The sequence below is a fragment of the Cyanobium sp. A1C-AMD genome (genome assembly GCF_024346495.1).
Taxonomy (GTDB): Bacteria; Cyanobacteriota; Cyanobacteriia; order PCC-6307; family Cyanobiaceae; genus Cyanobium_A; species Cyanobium_A usitatum.
Genome location: NZ_JAGQDB010000019.1, coordinates 14,001 through 30,861, shown reverse-complemented (window position 1 = coordinate 30,861; position 16,861 = coordinate 14,001). Strand labels below are relative to the sequence as shown.

General features: G+C 63.5%; 12 protein-coding genes and 1 tRNA gene. 11 read left to right on the top strand and 2 right to left on the bottom strand.

Going from position 1 to position 16,861, the window contains the following annotated elements:
- Positions 1 to 93 precede the first annotated feature (93 nt).
- Both KBY74_RS05080 and cobJ read left to right on the top strand, forming a co-directional pair.
- On the top strand, positions 94 to 1,341 hold the full coding sequence (locus tag KBY74_RS05080) for a hypothetical protein (protein WP_254941768.1): 1,248 nt from the start codon (positions 94 to 96) through the stop codon (positions 1,339 to 1,341).
- Positions 1,338 to 3,203: a precorrin-3B C(17)-methyltransferase gene (gene cobJ, locus KBY74_RS05075; protein WP_254941767.1), complete on the top strand. Its 1,866-nt coding sequence runs from the start codon at positions 1,338 to 1,340 to the stop codon at positions 3,201 to 3,203. The genes KBY74_RS05080 and cobJ overlap by 4 nt, the downstream gene beginning before the upstream one ends.
- A gap of 5 nt (positions 3,204 to 3,208) precedes the next feature.
- Here the strand turns inward: cobJ and KBY74_RS05070 are convergent.
- Positions 3,209 to 3,282: transfer RNA gene (locus KBY74_RS05070), tRNA-Pro, on the bottom strand.
- A 106-nt stretch (positions 3,283 to 3,388) separates the two neighbouring features.
- Between KBY74_RS05070 and lipA the strand changes: the two genes are divergently transcribed.
- Entirely contained in the window at positions 3,389 to 4,258 is an 870-nt protein-coding gene (gene lipA, locus KBY74_RS05065; RefSeq protein WP_254941766.1) for a lipoyl synthase, read from the top strand.
- Between the two features lie 22 nt (positions 4,259 to 4,280).
- On the opposite strand, the gene KBY74_RS05060 is transcribed toward lipA, so the two are convergent.
- Positions 4,281 to 8,879, bottom strand: a complete 4,599-nt coding sequence (locus KBY74_RS05060; protein WP_254941765.1) for a glutamate synthase-related protein — start codon at positions 8,877 to 8,879, stop codon at positions 4,281 to 4,283.
- Positions 8,880 to 9,055: 176 nt separating this feature from the next.
- On the opposite strand from KBY74_RS05060, the gene KBY74_RS05055 reads away from it, so the two are divergent.
- The 8 genes from KBY74_RS05055 (at position 9,056) to KBY74_RS05020 (ending at position 16,860) form a co-directional block, all read left to right on the top strand.
- The gene (locus KBY74_RS05055) at positions 9,056 to 10,798 is read left to right on the top strand and encodes a phosphodiester glycosidase family protein (protein ID WP_254941764.1); all 1,743 of its coding nucleotides are present in this window, start codon (positions 9,056 to 9,058) and stop codon (positions 10,796 to 10,798) included.
- A 37-nt stretch (positions 10,799 to 10,835) separates the two neighbouring features.
- Entirely contained in the window at positions 10,836 to 11,192 is a 357-nt protein-coding gene (locus tag KBY74_RS05050; RefSeq protein WP_254941763.1) for an AIR synthase, read from the top strand.
- A 65-nt stretch (positions 11,193 to 11,257) separates the two neighbouring features.
- Positions 11,258 to 11,632 carry a 30S ribosomal protein S12 gene (gene rpsL / locus KBY74_RS05045; protein WP_106632417.1) on the top strand — a complete coding sequence of 125 codons (375 nt, stop codon included), beginning with the start codon at positions 11,258 to 11,260 and terminating at the stop codon, positions 11,630 to 11,632.
- 106 nt (positions 11,633 to 11,738) lie between these two features.
- Entirely contained in the window at positions 11,739 to 12,209 is a 471-nt protein-coding gene (gene rpsG, locus KBY74_RS05040; RefSeq protein WP_106632418.1) for a 30S ribosomal protein S7, read from the top strand.
- Positions 12,210 to 12,307: 98 nt separating this feature from the next.
- Positions 12,308 to 14,383, top strand: a complete 2,076-nt coding sequence (gene fusA / locus KBY74_RS05035) for an elongation factor G (RefSeq protein WP_254941762.1) — start codon at positions 12,308 to 12,310, stop codon at positions 14,381 to 14,383.
- Between the two features lie 40 nt (positions 14,384 to 14,423).
- The gene (gene tuf, locus KBY74_RS05030) at positions 14,424 to 15,653 is read left to right on the top strand and encodes an elongation factor Tu (protein WP_106632420.1); all 1,230 of its coding nucleotides are present in this window, start codon (positions 14,424 to 14,426) and stop codon (positions 15,651 to 15,653) included.
- A 124-nt stretch (positions 15,654 to 15,777) separates the two neighbouring features.
- A complete protein-coding gene (gene rpsJ, locus KBY74_RS05025; RefSeq protein ID WP_006910513.1) occupies positions 15,778 to 16,098 on the top strand; it encodes a 30S ribosomal protein S10 in 321 nt (106 codons plus the stop codon).
- A gap of 114 nt (positions 16,099 to 16,212) precedes the next feature.
- Positions 16,213 to 16,860, top strand: coding sequence for an LON peptidase substrate-binding domain-containing protein (locus tag KBY74_RS05020; protein WP_106632421.1), 648 nt, complete (start codon positions 16,213 to 16,215; stop codon positions 16,858 to 16,860).
- Position 16,861: the final 1 nt, after the last annotated feature.

Genomic DNA, 16,861 nt, shown 5'->3' with positions numbered 1-16,861 from the left:
GTAGCCGCTAGCCGCAGCAGCGTCCCAGCCCCAGCGCCTCTTCCAGTCCAGGGGCCCAGTGGCCGCTTGCAGGAAGTCGCGCCACCTACCGCCGTGCAACAAGTTCAAGCGGCCCTGGCCGAACGCCAGCCCCAGGTATCGATCCAGATCCCGCTAGATGGAAGCGATCTGCCAGGCGGTCCGGTCAAGTTGCAAGTGCAGGTTCGTGATTGGCCGTTAGTTGATGCGGGAGTGCTCGGGCTGGGGCCTCACCTCGTGGTGCAAGTTGATGACCTACCGCCCCAACGCCTCACCACCTCACTCTCTGGGCAATTCCCAACTCGTCTGGACGCCGAACTACCGCCCCTGGGCCCGGGCAGCCATCGCCTTACCGCCTATGCGGCCAAACCCTGGGGGGAAGTGGTGAAAAGTCCAGGCGCCTGGGACCAGGTGCGGGTAAACCGGGTGGCCGCCAATCCCCTGGCCACTCCCCAGCTGGGCACACCCCAATTGATAGGCGTAAGCACAGCAGATCTGGCCGCTCGCGAACCGGTGCTGCTCGACTGGCTGTTATTAGATGCTCCCCTCCAGGGCCTGCGCGACAACGACGGCAGCTGGCGCCTGCGAGTGACGGTCAACGGTGACAGTTTTTTGGTGGATCAGAACTCGCCTCTGTGGCTCAAGGGCTGGCACAGCGGCAGCAACAGCGTGCTGATGGAGCTGGTTGATGGCCGCGGCGCCCCCCTTAACCCCCCTTTCAACACCTTGGTGAACGAGGTGACGATTAATAGTTCCTCGCCCACGCCCAGTTGGCAGCGGGGGCGCCTGGATGCCAGCGAGTTAGCCCAGCTGCTGGGAGATCAGCCTGCAACGCCGGCGGCTCCAGAACCTGAACCAGTCCCAGAAGAACCAGTAGCAGCCATAGAAATCAATCCGCCGACGGCCAGCGAGCCCCAAACCGTGGCTGAACCGTTGCCCGCAAATGAGTCCCAATCACCACTTGAGCCCGAGGCTTCGCCTCAAACGGAACCCCTGCCGGAACCAGGACAACTTGACCCAGAACAACTTGACCCAGAACAACTGCCTGAGCTGGAGCCCACTGTTGAAGCTGAGTTAACAGAACCTTCGCAGCAAGATGCCCCACAAGCAGAGTCCGCACCTGTGATACCCCCACAAGCGATCCCCGCCCCTACTCCGGCCCCCACCTCTACGGCCCCCGCCACTAGGGCCACCACTGATCGGCTCAGCGCCTCCACCAACCTGGGGGGATCGGCCCGCAGCCAGCTGAATCCAGATGGTTCCCTGCTCAAGCCCAAGGCGCCGGGTCCCCTGGCCGGGCTGCGTCAGAAGGTAGGTAAGTGAATTCACCAAACAACCGCCCCGAGCAGGCCGCGCCGCGCGCCCGCCGCTGGGGCCTGGGCTTCAGCCCTGCCAGCGCCCCTGTGCTGGACCAGCTCCTTCAGGCCGGCCTGATCGACTCCCCGGTGGGGACTGACGACCAGATCACCGCAGGGGACTGCTTAGTTGAACAGTGGTCAACGGCCAGCGGCTTTGTGATCGTTGGCGCCTGTGGCCTGGTGACCAGGCTGATTGCGCCGCTGCTAGCGAATAAAGAGCGCGATCCCGCCGTGGTGGTAGTGGATCCACAGGGTCGTTTCGCCATTCCCCTGCTAGGGGGTCACGTGGCCGGGGCCGAGCGACTGAGCCACCAGGTTGCCGCCTGCCTAGGAGGCCAGGCTGTGCTCACCGGGGCAACGGCTGCAGCAGGCTTACTTAGCCTCGACAGCTTCGGCAAAGACTGGGGTTGGCAGCGGGGGCAGGGCGATTGGAGCGCCCTGATGCGTAAGGCAGCCCATCTGGATCAACCGCTGCGACTGGAAGCTCACCACGGCAGCCGCCGCTGGCTAGAGCTCGAGGCCGCCACCTGCCTACTGGAGCGCGCTGGTGGCTCTGGCAGTGGCTCTGGCAGTGGCTCTGGCTCTGGCAGTGGCTCTGGCGAGAACCCAGAGGCAGATCTGGTCGTAGATATCCACACCGGAGCTGGCTGCCGCTGGCATCCGCCGAGCCTGTGGCTAGGTATGGGCTGTGAACGCAACACCAGCCTGAGCCTGCTGGAGCGCTTGCTGGAACAGACCCTGGGCGACCAGCATTTGGCACCTGAATCCGTAGCTGGTTTAGCAAGCATCGACCGCAAGGCCGATGAACCGGCCCTGCTTGCTCTAGCGGCTAAACGAGGCTGGCCAGTGCGCTGGTTTGGGGCCGATTCCCTAGCCGCAGTGCCGGTGCCCACCCCATCGGCAGCGGTGGCCCAGGAGATGGGCACCGCCAGCGTGGCCGAGGCCGCAGCCCTGCTGGCAGCTGGCCCCGCAGCCCAATTGCTGCAAACCAAGCGCATTGAGCATGCCAACCCAGGCGAGCTCGGGGCAGCCACCCTGGCGGTGGCTCTGGCCGAGAGTCAATGGGCTCCCGAGCGGGGCCAGCTGCACCTGGTGGGCAGTGGCCCGGGCAGCCTGGAGCTGCTCACTGCGGATGCGCGCCGCGCCCTGGCGGAAGCCACGGTGTGGGTGGGCTACGGCCTCTACCTCGACCTGCTTGAACCGCTGCGGCGACCTGATCAGCTGCGCTGGAACGGCCAACTCACCGAGGAGCGGGCCCGCTGCGCCCTGGCCCTGGAGCTAGCGAGCCAAGGGCTGAATGTGGCCCTGGTCTCTTCTGGCGACAGTGGCATCTACGCCATGGCCGGCCTGGCCCTGGAGCTTTGGCTGGCCAGCCCAGCCGATGGCCGGCCCAGCTTCAGCGTGCATCCGGGCATCTCGGCCCTGCAACTCGCCGCTGCCAAGGCAGGAGCTCCCTTGATGCACGATTTCTGCACCATCAGCCTCAGCGACCGACTCACCCCTTGGGAAGTGATCGAAAAGCGGCTGCAAGCAGCGGCTGCGGGGGACTTTGTAGTAGCCCTCTACAACCCCCGCTCCCTTGGCCGCGACTGGCAACTGGCCCGAGCCAGAGAGCTGCTGCTGGAGGGCCGGCCGGCCTCAACACCGGTGGCCCTGGCCCGCCAACTAGGGCGAGCCGATGAAGCCGTCAGCCTGCACAGCCTGGGCGAATTACCGGTGGAGCAAGTGGACATGCTGACCCTGGTGCTGATTGGCAATAGCAGCAGCTACGCCAAAGACGGACGCATGGTGACCCCCAGGGGTTACCCAGGAGCCGAGCTCAGCTGAAAAAGTCGGGATGACAGGATTCGAACCTGCGGCCCCTTCGTCCCGAACGAAGTGCGCTACCAAGCTGCGCCACATCCCGATGAAGCGAGTTTAGGGGATCAACTCGGCTGTAGGCCTTGGCCTGCCGGTGGCTTCCTAAAATTGGAATCAGCCCTTCTTCTGGCCCCCGTGGCCCTACTGGCGCCTTGCTCAAACCCGACTGGCTGCGCGTCAAGGCCCCCCAGCGGGAGCGGATCGGCGAGGTGGCCGACCTGCTGCAGGATCTCAAGCTCAACACCGTCTGCCAGGAAGCCAGCTGCCCCAACATCGGTGAGTGCTTCGCCGGCGGCACCGCCACCTTTTTGATCATGGGGCCGGGCTGCACCCGCGCCTGCCCCTACTGCGACATCGACTTCGACAAGAGCGTGCGGGAGCTCGACGCCACGGAACCCCAACGGCTCGGGGAAGCCGTGGCGCGGCTGGGGCTGAGCCACGTGGTGATCACATCGGTCAACCGCGACGACCTGGCCGATGGCGGCGCCAGCCAATTTGTGGCCTGCATCGAGCAGGTGCGCCAGCGCTCCCCCCTCACCACGATCGAGCTGCTGATCCCCGATTTCTGCGGCGATTGGCAGGCCTTGGCGACGGTGATGGCGGCGGCGCCCGACGTGCTCAACCACAACATCGAAACGGTGCCTCGGCTCTACAAGAAGGCCCGGCCCCAAGGGGTGTACCAGCGCTCGCTGGAGCTGCTGCAGCGGGTGCGCGAGGGCTGGCCGCGCACCTACACCAAATCAGGCCTGATGACCGGTCTGGGTGAACGCGACGGGGAGGTGCTCGAGGTGATGGCCGATCTCCGGCGCCACCAGGTGGACATCGTCACCATCGGCCAATACCTCTCTCCCGGCCCCAAGCACCTGCCGGTGGATCGGTTCGTGACCCCGGAGCAATTTGAGGCATTCCGGACCCATGGCGAAACGGAACTGGGCTTCCTGCAGGTGGTGAGCAGCCCGCTCACCCGCAGCAGCTACCACGCCGGCGAAGTGCAGCGGCTCATGCGGGAGCATCCCCGCTAAGCCGCTGCTGCAGGGGTGGTGCTCAAGCCACCACCGCCTCCCGCTCAGCCAGGCCCACGGTGGCCTTTTCACTGGGGGGCACCAGCAGCTTGAACTGGGCCTTCCAGGTGCTCCAGTCGGCCAAGATTGCGGCGGCCTTGGCGCTGCCGGTGGCGTCGAGATGGGCCTGCAACAGGGGCTTGAGCAGGGCCTCCTGCTCAGGGGTGGTGAGCTCGCAAATGGCCACGATCTCCGGATTCACCCGCTCCCGCAGCCCCCCGCTCTCATCGAGAATGAAGGCCACGCCACCGGTCATGCCGGCGGCCACGTTGCGGCCGGTGCTACCCAGCACAACCACCACGCCGCCGGTCATGTACTCGCAGCAGTGGTCGCCAGCACCCTCCACCACGGTGCGGGCGCCGCTGTTGCGCACGCCGAAGCGCTCCCCGGCCCGGCCCAGGGCAAACAGCTCACCGCCGGTGGCGCCGTAAAGACAGGTGTTGCCGAGGATCACCTGGCTGCCGGGGGCATTGCCGCCGGCAGGGGGCACCACAGTGATGCGTCCACCATTGAAGCCCTTGCCCACATAGTCGTTGGCTTCACCCACCAGGCGCACGTTCATGCCCTGGAGCACGAAGGCCCCGAAGCTCTGACCGGCAGCCCCCTCATAGGTGAGGTCGAGCTGGCCACCGAAGCCCTTATTGCCGTGGCGCGCCGCAATCTCACCGGAGAGGCGGGCGCCCACGCTGCGATCTGTGTTCACAATCGCCAGAGTGCGGGCCACGCGGCCGTGGCCCTCGATAGCCGCCATCACCTCGGCATCAGCCAGCAGCTGATCTTCCAGGATTGGACCATTGCCATGGGCCTCGGCCTCGTGCTGCAGCCAGCGGCGATCGGCCGCGGCCGGAATCGGATCGATCAGGCAGGAGAGATCCAAGGCCTGGGTTTTGGCCAGGGCCACAGCCCGAGGCTGGAGTAACTCACTGCGGCCGATCAGATCCTCCAGACGCGCCACACCCAGCACGCTGAGCAGCTGGCGCACCTCCTGGGCCACGAACAGGAAGAAATTCACCACGTGCTCGGGCACCCCGGGGAAGCGCTTGCGCAGATTCTCCTTTTGGGTGGCCACGCCCACCGGGCAGTTATTGGTGTGGCAGACCCGGGCCATGATGCAACCCTCGGCGATCATCGCCACCGAGCCAAAGCCGTATTCCTCGGCACCGAGCAGGGCGGCGATGACCACATCCCAGCCGGTCTTGAGGCCGCCGTCGGCCCGCAGCAACACCCGATCCCGCAGGCCGTTCTCCAGGAGCGAGCGGTGCACCTCGGTGAGGCCCAACTCCCAGGGGCTGCCGGCGTGCTTGATCGAGCTCAGCGGTGAGGCGCCGGTGCCACCGTCGTGGCCGGAGATCTGAATCACATCGGCGTTGGCCTTGGCCACACCGGCGGCAATGGTGCCGATGCCGATCTCAGCCACCAGTTTCACGCTCACCTTGGCGGCGGGATGCACCTGGTGCAGGTCGTGGATCAGCTGGGCCAGATCCTCAATCGAATAGATGTCGTGGTGGGGTGGCGGCGAAATCAGCGCCACGCCGGCCTTGCTGTTGCGCAGCCAGGCGATGTAGGGATCCACCTTCGGGCCAGGCAGCTGGCCGCCCTCACCGGGCTTGGCCCCCTGGGCCACCTTGATCTCCAGCTGCCGGCCGCTGCGCAGATATTCGGGGGTCACCCCGAAACGGCCCGAGGCGATCTGCTTGATCGCCGAGCAGGCGGTGTCCCCGTTGCGCAGACCATTCAGGCTGGGCAGGGTCGGGGAGTGGCCATCGCCGTCCACATCGCTGAGCACCCCGAAGCGGGCCGGATCCTCACCGCCCTCGCCGCTGTTGCTCTTGCCGCCGATGCGGTTCATGGCGATGGCCAGCACCTCATGGGCCTCCCGCGAGAGGGCGCCGAGGCTCATGCCACCGGTGCAAAAACGGCTGCAGATGCTCTCCACACTCTCCACCTGATCCAACGGCAGGGCCGTGGCGGCTGGCTTGAGCTCCAGCAGGTCACGCAGGGCCGTGACCGGCCGGTTTTCCAGCAGGGTCTTGTAGGTGGAGAAGTGGTCGTAGCCGGGGCCCGCCTTGACCGCTGCGTGCAGGGCCTTGGCCATCTCCGGGCTGTTGAGGTGGTACTCGCCGCCGGTGCGGTACTGCACGAAGCCCATGAACTCGAGCTTGGTGCGGTTCAGCTCGGGGAAGGCCTTGGCATGGAAGCTGAGAGTTTCGCTGGCCAGTTCAGCCAGGCTCAAGCCGGCCACCCGACTGGTGGTGCCCTTGAACGCCAGCTCGATCAGGTCGGCACCCAGGCCGATGGCCTCGAAGATCTGGGCACCGTGGTAGCTGGCCAGCAGCGAAATGCCGATCTTGGAGAGGATCTTGCGCAGGCCGTCTTCCAGGGCCTTGCGCACGTTGGCCTGGACCTGATCGGGCGTGAGAGCAGGCAACTTGCCGGTTTCAATCAGCTTCTGCACCCGGGGGTGGGCCAGCCAATGGCGGGTGGTTTCCCAGGTGAGCCAGGGGCACACGGCGCTGGCGCCGTAGCCAATCAGGCAGGCCAGGTGATGGGTGCTCCAGCACTGGGCGGTGTCCACCACCAGGGAAGCCTGCAGCCGCAGCCCCAGGTTGAGCAGGTGATGGTGCACCGCACCCACCGCCAGCAGCGGCGGAATGGTGGTGGTGGTAGCCGCGATGCCGCCGCTGGGAGCGCCGCGATCACTGAGTACGAGGATCTGGGTGCCGGCGCGCACGGCCGCCTCGGCCTCGGCCTTGAGACGCTCCACGGCAGCCGCCAGGCCCCCAGGCCCCTCGGTGATGGCCATCAGCGTGGAGAGCGTGATGGTGGGTAGGCCCTGCTGGGCCACCGCCGCCAGCTCCGCCTCGTTGAGGATCGGGCTGGCCAGGTGCAGCACCGCCGCCGAAGCCGCCTCGGGCTTCAAGGGAGACCCCCGCTTGCCCAGGTGCATCTCCAGGCTCATCACCAGCTTTTCCCGCAGCGGGTCGATCGGCGGGTTGGTGACCTGGGCGAAGCGCTGCTTGAAGTAGTCGTAGAGCAGGTGCGGTTTATCGGAAAGCACCGCCAGGGGAATGTCGTCGCCCATGCAGTAGGTGGGCTCCTTGGCCGCACCCGCCATGTCCTCGATCACCAGGTCGAAGTCTTCAGCCGTGAAGCCAAAAGCCGTCTGCTGCTGCAGCAGCTCCAGATCACCCAGCTGGCGCTCCTGGGTCCAGGGCTGGGGGTCCAGGTTGCGGCGATGTTCGGCCAACCAGGCGCCATAGGGGTGGCGGGCGGCCACCTCCTGCTTCACGTCCCAGTTGCGCAGCAGGCGGCCCTGCTCCAGGTCCACCGCCAGCATCTGGCCAGGCCCCAGACGACCCTTCTCAATAATGCGGCTCTCCTCGAGCTCCACCACGCCGGTTTCGCTGCCCATCACCACAAAGCCGTCGCTGGTGATGCAGTAGCGGGCCGGGCGCAGGCCATTGCGATCCAGGGTGGCCCCAACGCTGCGGCCATCGGCGAACACCAGCAGGGCCGGACCATCCCAGGGCTCCTGGGTGCAGGCGGAATACTCGTAAAACGACTGGATATCGGGCTTATCTGCCAGCTCAGGCTGGTCGCGGAAAGCTTCTGGCACCAGGGTGAGCAGGCTCTCGGTGATCGGCCGGCCGCTGCGCACCAGCAGCTCAAGGGTGGCGTCGAGGTTGGCGGAATCGCTGAAGGCGGGATTCACCACTGGCTTCAGTTCTGCAGCCGCCTCCCCCCAGACCGCATCGAGATTTGCTTCCGAAGCCCTTGCCCAGTTGAGGTTGCCCAACAAAGTATTGATCTCGCCGTTGTGACCCAGCAGCCGCATGGGCTGGGCTAGGGGCCAGCGGGGCAGGGTGTTGGTGCTGAAACGGCGGTGGTACACCGCAAAGCTCACGGCAAAGCGTGCATCGCGCAGGTCGCCATAGAAAGCAGACAGCACCGCCGAACGCACCATGCCCTTGTAGACAACAGTGCGGCTGCTCAGGGAAGCGAAATAGAGCTCACCAGGCCCTGGCCCCCAAACGGCGCGGGCCCGATCGCCGCAACGGCGGCGCAGCCTAAATAGCAGCGCTTCGAGATCATCACCGGCTTGGTCTGCGGCAATTAGCCACTGCTCAATGGCCGGAGCGGTCTGGCGGGCCAGGGAGCCGAGAACAGATGCATCCAGGGGAACTGGACGCCAACCCAGGCTGCCCAAGCCCAGCTTGGCGGCCTCATCTTCACAGAAAAGTTTTGCCTGCTCGCGCTTTGCAGCATCGGCTGGCAGGAAAACCATGCCCAGCCCGCGAGCCGCTCCCTTGGCTGCCGCCGCCTCAGGCCATACATCTTCTAGATAGCTCCAGGGGATGCCGCAGAGCACCCCGGCCCCATCGCCGGAATCACCATCGCCACCGCAACCACCGCGGTGCTCCATGCAGTCGAGGCCGCGCAGGGCCTGCTGCAGCACCCAGTGGCTGGCTTCGCCCTGAAGATTGGCCAGAAAGCCCACACCACAGGCGTCCTTTTCGCCAGCGACAGCGGCCGGCGCAGCGCTATCGCAATGGGGCCAAACAGGGCGAGAGAAGTGAGGCATAACCCGAGACGGTCCGGCAGGTGATCTGTCAGGGCAGCGCCGCTAACACCCACAGGTGCTGGCAGCAGCAGAGCAGCTGATCCTAGGGATGCACATCCCCAAACCAGGGCGCCCAAACCCTGGCACCCAAACCCTTAAAGAGGGCTAGCTTTCAAGGCTGTCGGCCAGGCTGGCCCATGGCCTCTACTGCATTCCTGGCTGGCTGGCTCCTGGTTCTGTGCCTGCCAGGGGTTGGCCAGGCCATGCCGATTACGCCGCCACCTCCACCTCCTCTGGTTCCAATCGGTGCGGCCGCCCCAACTGAGCGCCAGGGCAGCAGTATCCGCATTAACGGCCGGCTCCAGAACGCCCGCTGGCTCTGGGTTAAGGGCTTGGGCGACACGCCCCAGCAACTGTGGATCCCCCTAGAGGTGCTCGAGAACCAGCTCGGAGTCACCAGCCGCAGCCGCAGCAATGGCGCTCTGGAGCTGGAGTGGTTTGGCCAGGACCTCAAAGTGCCCGCCAGCGCTCAACGCAGCCTTGAAGACGAGGTAGCGGTAGACGTAAGCAGCCTGTTTGGCCGCATCGGCGTGGGCCTACGCCAGGAGGGCGGCCTGCTCAGCCTGGAGCTGGCCAGGCCCCAGCTGCTCCAGGTGCGCAGCTCAAACCCTGGCCCCGTCAAGCGCATCGTGCTCGACCTGGGCGGCCCGGCGGCCATTGGTAGAGACGGCGCCGGACTGGTGGTCGACCTGCTCAGCCGCAGTGACCAACAAACCCTGCTGGGGAGCCTGGGCCTCCAGGCCCAGCAGGACAGAGCTGGGCTGAGGCTCAAACCCTCCGCAGCCAAATTGACGCGGGTATTCAGCCTGGGCGAACCCAACCGGGTGGTGATCGAGTGGCCGGATCAGGGGGCCGCTAGCCGCACTGACAGTCCAGCCCCGATCGATCCGCGCCTGCAGGCCCTACTTGGCAAAGAACTTCAGTGGGATCGCCTGGTGCGCCAGGGGGTGCGCATCAATGCGATCCGCATTGATCCACTTCAGGCCTCACTGCAGCTGCGGCCCCTGGCCAGACCGGGAGGCATGGAGGGCCTCAGCTCCCTAGTGCAGCTCGCCAACCAGCAGCAGGCCTGGGTAGCGATCAACGGGGGTTACTTCAACCGGGTAAGGCGCCTGCCCTTGGGGGCTCTAAAACAAGACGGCCGATGGCTTTCCGGGCCAATTTTGAACCGGGGAGTCGCCGCCTGGGACGGGCGAACCATGCCCCGCTTTGGCCGGCTACAGCTTTCAGAGTGGGTTGTGGGCCCCGGAGCTCTGCGTCTACCGGTCGCCGTTGTCAACAGTGGCTACGTGCAGCGAGGTATCAGCCGCTATACCGCCGACTGGGGGCCCAACTACCGAGCCCTGAGTGGCTCTGAGACTGGCTTGTTAATCCAAGGGGGCCTGGTGCGGCAGCAGCTTGGCCCCTCCGAATTGGATGCGGGTGTGGCGCTACGGGGCGATGACCTGCTGCTGGTGGGAAGGGGCGGAGCGGAGCTGCCCTGGGGCTTAGGCGATCGGCTCCAGATCGAAAGCCGCCCCAGCAGCAACCTCGGCCTCGCAACACACGTGATTGGCGGGGGGCCATTGCTGTTGCAGGCAGGCCGCATCGTGCTCAATGGCGCCGCCGAAAACTTCAGTTCCGCCTTCCTCAGCCAAGGAGCACCCCGCACCGTGCTGGCCAGAGACGACCGCCAGATTTGGCTGATCACCCTGGAGGGGATCCAGGACAGCGGCCCCTCCCTGGGGGAAACCGCCGCGCTGCTGCAACAGCTAGGCCTGCAAGATGCCCTAAATCTCGATGGCGGCAGCTCCACCGGGCTGGTGCTGGGGGGTTCCCTGCAGGTGAAAGGTCGGGGTGTGGCCGGATCAGTTCACAACGGTGTCGGCCTAGTGCCGTGAGAAGGCTGCCAAAATTAGTTCAGATATGCAGACCCCCATGGCCAAGGCGCACAGCCTGCGCGTGACCGCCGCCGCCGCCGCCGAGCTGGGCCGCCACGCGGCTGTGGCGGGCACCCCCGGGATGATGCATCTGGATTTAGTTGATGGGCGCTGTGAGCGCTGGGCGATTCGATTGCGCCCCGGCCACCTGGCGGGCACGCCGGTTGCTCGTGCCGATGGCATCACTCTTTATGCGCCAGCAGAGCAACTGAACCTGCTGAGCGGCCTGAGCCTGGACTACCGGGGTGACATCAGCGGCGGCGGCTTTTTGGTACGTCCAGGCGAAGGCACGGTGAGTTGCGCCTGCGGCACTGCATTCAGCCGCTTAGGAGGAGGGCGACAGGCGACCCAGTAAGGTGACGGATTGTCGAAATCGGTCGGACGTCCGACCAATATTCTCCGACCAGACCCCGGTCCTCGATGCCCACCATTCAGCAGCTAATCCGTACTGAGCGCCAGAGTCTTTCCCGGAAGACCAAGTCGCCCGCCCTGCGCGCTTGTCCCGAGCGCCGCGGTGTGTGCACACGCGTGTACACCTCCACCCCCAAGAAGCCGAATTCGGCCCTGCGCAAGGTCGCTCGGGTGCGTCTCACCTCTGGCTTTGAGGTGACCGCCTACATCCCCGGCATTGGGCACAACCTTCAGGAGCACTCTGTGGTTCTGATCCGGGGTGGACGCGTCAAGGATCTGCCTGGCGTCCGCTATCACATCATCCGCGGCACCTTGGACACCGCGGGCGTCAAGGACCGTCGTCAGTCCCGTTCCAAGTACGGCGCCAAGACGCCAAAGAGCTGAAACCGCCTAGCTCAGCGTGACCAGCCGCTGAGCAGCAACTTCAGCAAAGGGCGTCACCGATGCCCGCTCCATTCCCTTCCCCTAGTTCTCCCCGCTCCGGTCGACCATGTCTCGCCGCAATGCCGCCGAGAAGCGCCCAGTGCTTCCCGACCCCCAATTCAACAGCCGCCTAGCCTCCATGATCGTGGCCAGGCTCATGAAGCACGGCAAAAAATCCACGGCGCAGCGCATCCTTTCGGATGCCTTCTCCCTGATCAACGACCGCACCGGTACTGATCCCCTGGAGCTGTTTGAGACAGCTGTACGCAATGCAACCCCTTTGGTTGAGGTTCGTGCCCGCCGGGTTGGCGGCGCCACTTACCAAGTGCCGATGGAAGTTCGCCAGGAGCGCGGTACAGCCATGGCTCTGCGCTGGCTGGTGAATTTCTCCCGCGCCCGCAACGGTCGCAGCATGGCCCAGAAATTGGCTGGTGAGCTAATGGATGCAGCCAACGAAGCCGGTAGCGCGGTTCGCAAGCGGGAAGAGACCCACAAGATGGCTGAAGCAAACAAGGCTTTCGCCCACTACCGCTACTGATCCTGCCTGAACTGCTGAAGCCCAGGGCGACTTCAGCCTCAACAGACCCGTCTGTAGAGTTACGCCCACGTTTTGTTGACCTTTCGGAGACCTCCCCCGTGGCCCGCGCCTTTCCACTGGAACGCGTTAGAAATATTGGTATTGCCGCCCACATCGATGCGGGCAAGACCACGACAACCGAACGGATTCTGTTCTATTCAGGCGTCGTCCACAAGATGGGCGAGGTGCACGACGGTGCGGCGGTCACCGACTGGATGGATCAGGAGCGTGAGCGTGGTATCACGATCACCGCAGCTGCCATTTCCACCACCTGGAAAGACAACCGCATCAACATCATCGACACCCCCGGGCACGTCGACTTCACCATCGAGGTGGAACGTTCGATGCGGGTCCTGGACGGCGTGGTTGCTGTCTTCTGCGCCGTTGGTGGCGTACAGCCCCAGTCAGAGACCGTCTGGCGTCAGGCTGACCGCTACAACGTGCCTCGGATCGTCTTCGTCAACAAGATGGACCGGACCGGTGCCGACTTCCTGAAGGTCTACGACCAAATCAAGGATCGGCTCAAAGCCAATGCCGCGCCGATCCAGCTGCCGATCGGAGCCGAGGGCGATCTGAAGGGAATTATTGACCTTGTGCGCAACAAGGCGATTATTTACACCAATGATCTCGGCACTGACATTATTGAAGGTGAAATCCCTGAAGACATGATTGAAGAGGCCAAAAAGTGGCGCCTCAAGTTGATGGAAACGGTCGCTGAGTCCGACGAAGATTTAATCGATCCCTTCCTGGAAAATGGCGAGCTCACCGAAGAGCAGTTGATCAAAGGCATCCGCAAGGCCACCATCCATCATGGCTTAGTGCCAATTGTTTGTGGCTCAGCATTTAAAAATAAGGGCGTCCAGCTGGTGCTAGACGCAGTGGTTGACTACCTACCAGCACCAGTTGATCTACCTCCCATCACTGGCCTACTGGCTGATGGCAGCGAGGCAACCCGCCCTTGCGACGACAGCGCACCCTTCAGCGCCTTGGCCTTCAAAGTAATGGCTGACCCCTACGGGAAGCTTACTTTTGTACGCATCTACTCCGGGGTACTCAACAAAGGCAGCTATGTACTCAACTCCACCAAAGACAAGAAGGAGCGCATTTCTCGCTTGATCCTCCTCAAAGCCATTGACCGTGAAGAGGTCGATGAGCTGCGTGCCGGTGATCTTGGGGCAGTCCTAGGCCTTAAGGACACCACCACGGGAGACACGCTTTGCGTCGATTCAGACCCGATCATTCTGGAATCGCTGTTCATCCCCGAGCCCGTGATCTCGGTGGCTGTTGAGCCAAAAACCAAGGGTGACATGGAGAAGCTTTCCAAAGCTCTTCAGTCACTTGCAGAAGAAGACCCCACTTTCCGGGTCTCCACCGATCCTGAAACCAGCCAGACAGTTATTGCTGGCATGGGAGAACTCCACCTTGAAATCCTGGTGGATCGGATGCTGCGCGAGTTCAAGGTTGAAGCGAACATCGGCGCTCCCCAAGTGTCGTATCGCGAAACCATTCGCAGCAGCTCCAAGGGTGAAGGCAAATTTGCCCGTCAGACCGGTGGCAAAGGTCAATACGGTCACGTAGTGATCGAAATGGAGCCCGGCGAACCAGGCACAGGATTCGAATTCGTCAACAAAATTATTGGCGGCATCGTTCCCAAGGAGTACATCGGTCCCGCAGAAGCCGGCATGAAGGAGACCTGCCAATCCGGTGTGATTGCTGGTTTCCCCATGATCGATGTCAGGGCAACCATGGTTGACGGCTCTTACCACGACGTCGACTCCTCGGAGATGGCGTTTAAAATCGCCGGATCCATGGCCTTCAAAGACGCAGTCAAGAAGTGCAACCCCGTACTTCTTGAGCCAATGATGAAGGTGGAAGTCGAGATCCCCGAGGATTTCCTTGGGTCGGTCATCGGCGACCTTTCATCCCGTCGTGGCCAGGTCGAAGGACAGTCCATTGACAATGGTCAGTCCAAGGTCCAAACAAAAGTGCCCCTGGCCGAAATGTTCGGCTACGCCACCCAGCTCCGATCCATGACCCAGGGTCGGGGTATTTTCTCGATGGAGTTCAGCCATTACGAGGAAGTTCCTCGCAATGTGGCTGAGGCCATCATCTCCAAGAATCAGGGCAATTCCTGATCTCTCCTCTACCCACTAACCCCCCCGATTCTTTCTACTCATGGCACGCGAGAAGTTCGAAAGGAACAAACCCCACGTCAACATTGGCACCATCGGCCACGTTGACCACGGCAAAACCACCCTCACGGCTGCCATCACCAACGTGTTGGCGTCCCAGGGCATGGCCAAGGCCCAGGCCTACGACGAGATCGATGGTGCTCCTGAGGAGAAAGAGCGGGGCATCACTATCAACACGGCGCACGTCGAGTACGAGACCACAAATCGTCACTACGCCCACGTGGACTGCCCCGGCCACGCTGACTACGTCAAGAACATGATCACCGGTGCCGCCCAGATGGACGGCGCGATCCTGGTAGTAGCCGCGACCGACGGGCCGATGGCCCAGACCAAGGAACACATCCTCCTTGCCAAACAGGTCGGCGTTCCCGCCCTAGTGGTGTTCCTCAACAAGAAGGACATGGTCGACGACGAGGAAATCCTCGAGCTTGTCGAACTGGAAATGCGCGAGCTGCTCAGCAGCTACGACTTCCCTGGCGATGACATCCCCGTGGTGGCAGGTTCAGCCCTGAAGGCCCTCGAATTTATCCAAGCTGGCAACAAGGCCGAGCGTGGTGCCAACGAGTGGGTTGACAAGATTCTCGACCTAATGGACGCCGTCGACGAGTCGATTCCCGAGCCCGAGCGCGAAGTCGACAAGCCCTTCCTGATGGCAATCGAGGACGTTTTCTCGATCACCGGTCGTGGCACCGTGGCAACTGGCCGTATCGAACGCGGCAAGGTCAAGGTTGGCGAAACCGTTCAAATCGTCGGCATCCGCGACACCCGCGAGACCACTGTCACCGGCGTGGAAATGTTCCGCAAGCTGCTCGAAGAGGGTTTGGCTGGCGACAACTGTGGACTACTGCTGCGCGGCATCCAGAAAGAGGACATCGAGCGCGGCATGGTGCTGGTGAAGCCCAACTCCATCAAGCCCCACACCAAATTCGAAGGTGAGGTCTATGTGCTGAAGAAGGAAGAAGGCGGCCGCCACACCCCCTTCTTTGCTGGCTATCGCCCTCAGTTCTACATCCGTACAACTGACGTGACCGGCCAGATCACGGCCTTCACCTCTGACGACGGCGCCAACGTCGAAATGGTGATGCCCGGTGACCGCATCAAGATGACCGGCGAGCTCATCTGCCCCGTTGCCATTGAGCAAGGCATGCGCTTCGCCATCCGCGAAGGCGGCCGCACCATCGGTGCAGGCGTGGTTTCCAAGATCATCGCCTGATCCTGAGGTAGGTTTTTGGGGTGGGACCTCTATGGGTCTCCACCCCACCTGCCGCTCCTCGACAATCCAGCTCCACCAGCCACCCGGGCGTTCCGCCCAGGAGCTTCCTGACGCCTGATCTGACATGTCCACAGCCATTGCCCAGCAGAAGATCCGCATTCGCCTCAAGGCGTTTGATCGCCGGATGCTTGATCTCTCCTGCGAAAAAATCATCGAAACTGCCGACCACACCGCCGCAACGGCGATCGGCCCCATTCCGCTCCCAACCAAGCGCAAGATCTACTGCGTGCTGCGCTCGCCCCACGTCGACAAAGACTCCCGCGAGCACTTCGAAACCCGCACCCATCGGCGCATCATCGATATCTACAGCCCTTCGGCAAAGACCATCGACGCCCTGATGAAGCTTGACCTGCCCAGCGGCGTTGATATTGAAGTCAAGCTCTGATCCCAATCTCCGGTAGCCCTGCCTGACCAGTCGCTTACTGCAGCCGGCCCCTGTCACGCCAACGCGTGGCAGGGGCATTTTTTCTAGGATGCTCTTGCATCTCCTGTTAAAGCCATGGGCGAGCTGGCCGTAAGGGAGCTGCCGCTGTTTCCCTTGCCCGACGTGGTGCTCTTCCCCCAGGAAGTACTGCCACTTCATATTTTTGAGCCCCGCTACCGGATGCTGCTGCGCACCGTGATGGCCGGAGACCAGCGCTTCGGAGTTGTGCGTTGGGACCCCCAAAACCAGACCATGGCCGATGTGGGCTGCTGTGCCGAGATCCTGCACTGCCAGACCCAGGACGACGACCACAGCAACATTGTGACCATGGGGCAACAGCGTTTTCGCGTACTCGACATCGTGCGTGAGGCGCCCTTTCGGGTGGGAATGGTGAGCTGGATTGAGGATGAACCCGAGACAAGCCATGCGGAGCTGGCTGCGTTAGCGGGCGATGTTGGCCAGGCCCTGCGGGATGTGGTGGAACTCACCGGCAAGCTGATTGGCAAACCGGCCAGCCTGCCCAACGACCTGCCCGACCTGCCCCGGGAGCTGTCGTTCTGGATCGGAGCCCACCTAGGCGGCCCCGTGGCCGACCACCAGCAGGCCCTGCTGGAGATAACTGACACCAGCGAGCGCCTGCGCCAGGAATACGAACTGCTGGACCAGACCAGGAGGCAGTTGGCGGCACGCACCGTGCTCAAAGACACCTTCCAGCCCCAATAAC

What these genes read in the sequence shown, in the direction of transcription:
- KBY74_RS05060 (WP_254941765.1), bottom strand. Translation starts at nt 8,879, where the DNA reads ATGCCTCACTTCTCTCGCCCTGTTTGGCCCCATTGCGATAGCGCTGCG.
- KBY74_RS05055 (WP_254941764.1), top strand. Translation starts at nt 9,056, where the DNA reads ATGGCCTCTACTGCATTCCTGGCTGGCTGGCTCCTGGTTCTGTGCCTG.
- KBY74_RS05050 (WP_254941763.1), top strand. Translation starts at nt 10,836, where the DNA reads ATGGCCAAGGCGCACAGCCTGCGCGTGACCGCCGCCGCCGCCGCCGAG.
- rpsL (WP_106632417.1), top strand. Translation starts at nt 11,258, where the DNA reads ATGCCCACCATTCAGCAGCTAATCCGTACTGAGCGCCAGAGTCTTTCC.
- rpsG (WP_106632418.1), top strand. Translation starts at nt 11,739, where the DNA reads ATGTCTCGCCGCAATGCCGCCGAGAAGCGCCCAGTGCTTCCCGACCCC.
- tuf (WP_106632420.1), top strand. Translation starts at nt 14,424, where the DNA reads ATGGCACGCGAGAAGTTCGAAAGGAACAAACCCCACGTCAACATTGGC.
- rpsJ (WP_006910513.1), top strand. Translation starts at nt 15,778, where the DNA reads ATGTCCACAGCCATTGCCCAGCAGAAGATCCGCATTCGCCTCAAGGCG.
- KBY74_RS05020 (WP_106632421.1), top strand. Translation starts at nt 16,213, where the DNA reads ATGGGCGAGCTGGCCGTAAGGGAGCTGCCGCTGTTTCCCTTGCCCGAC.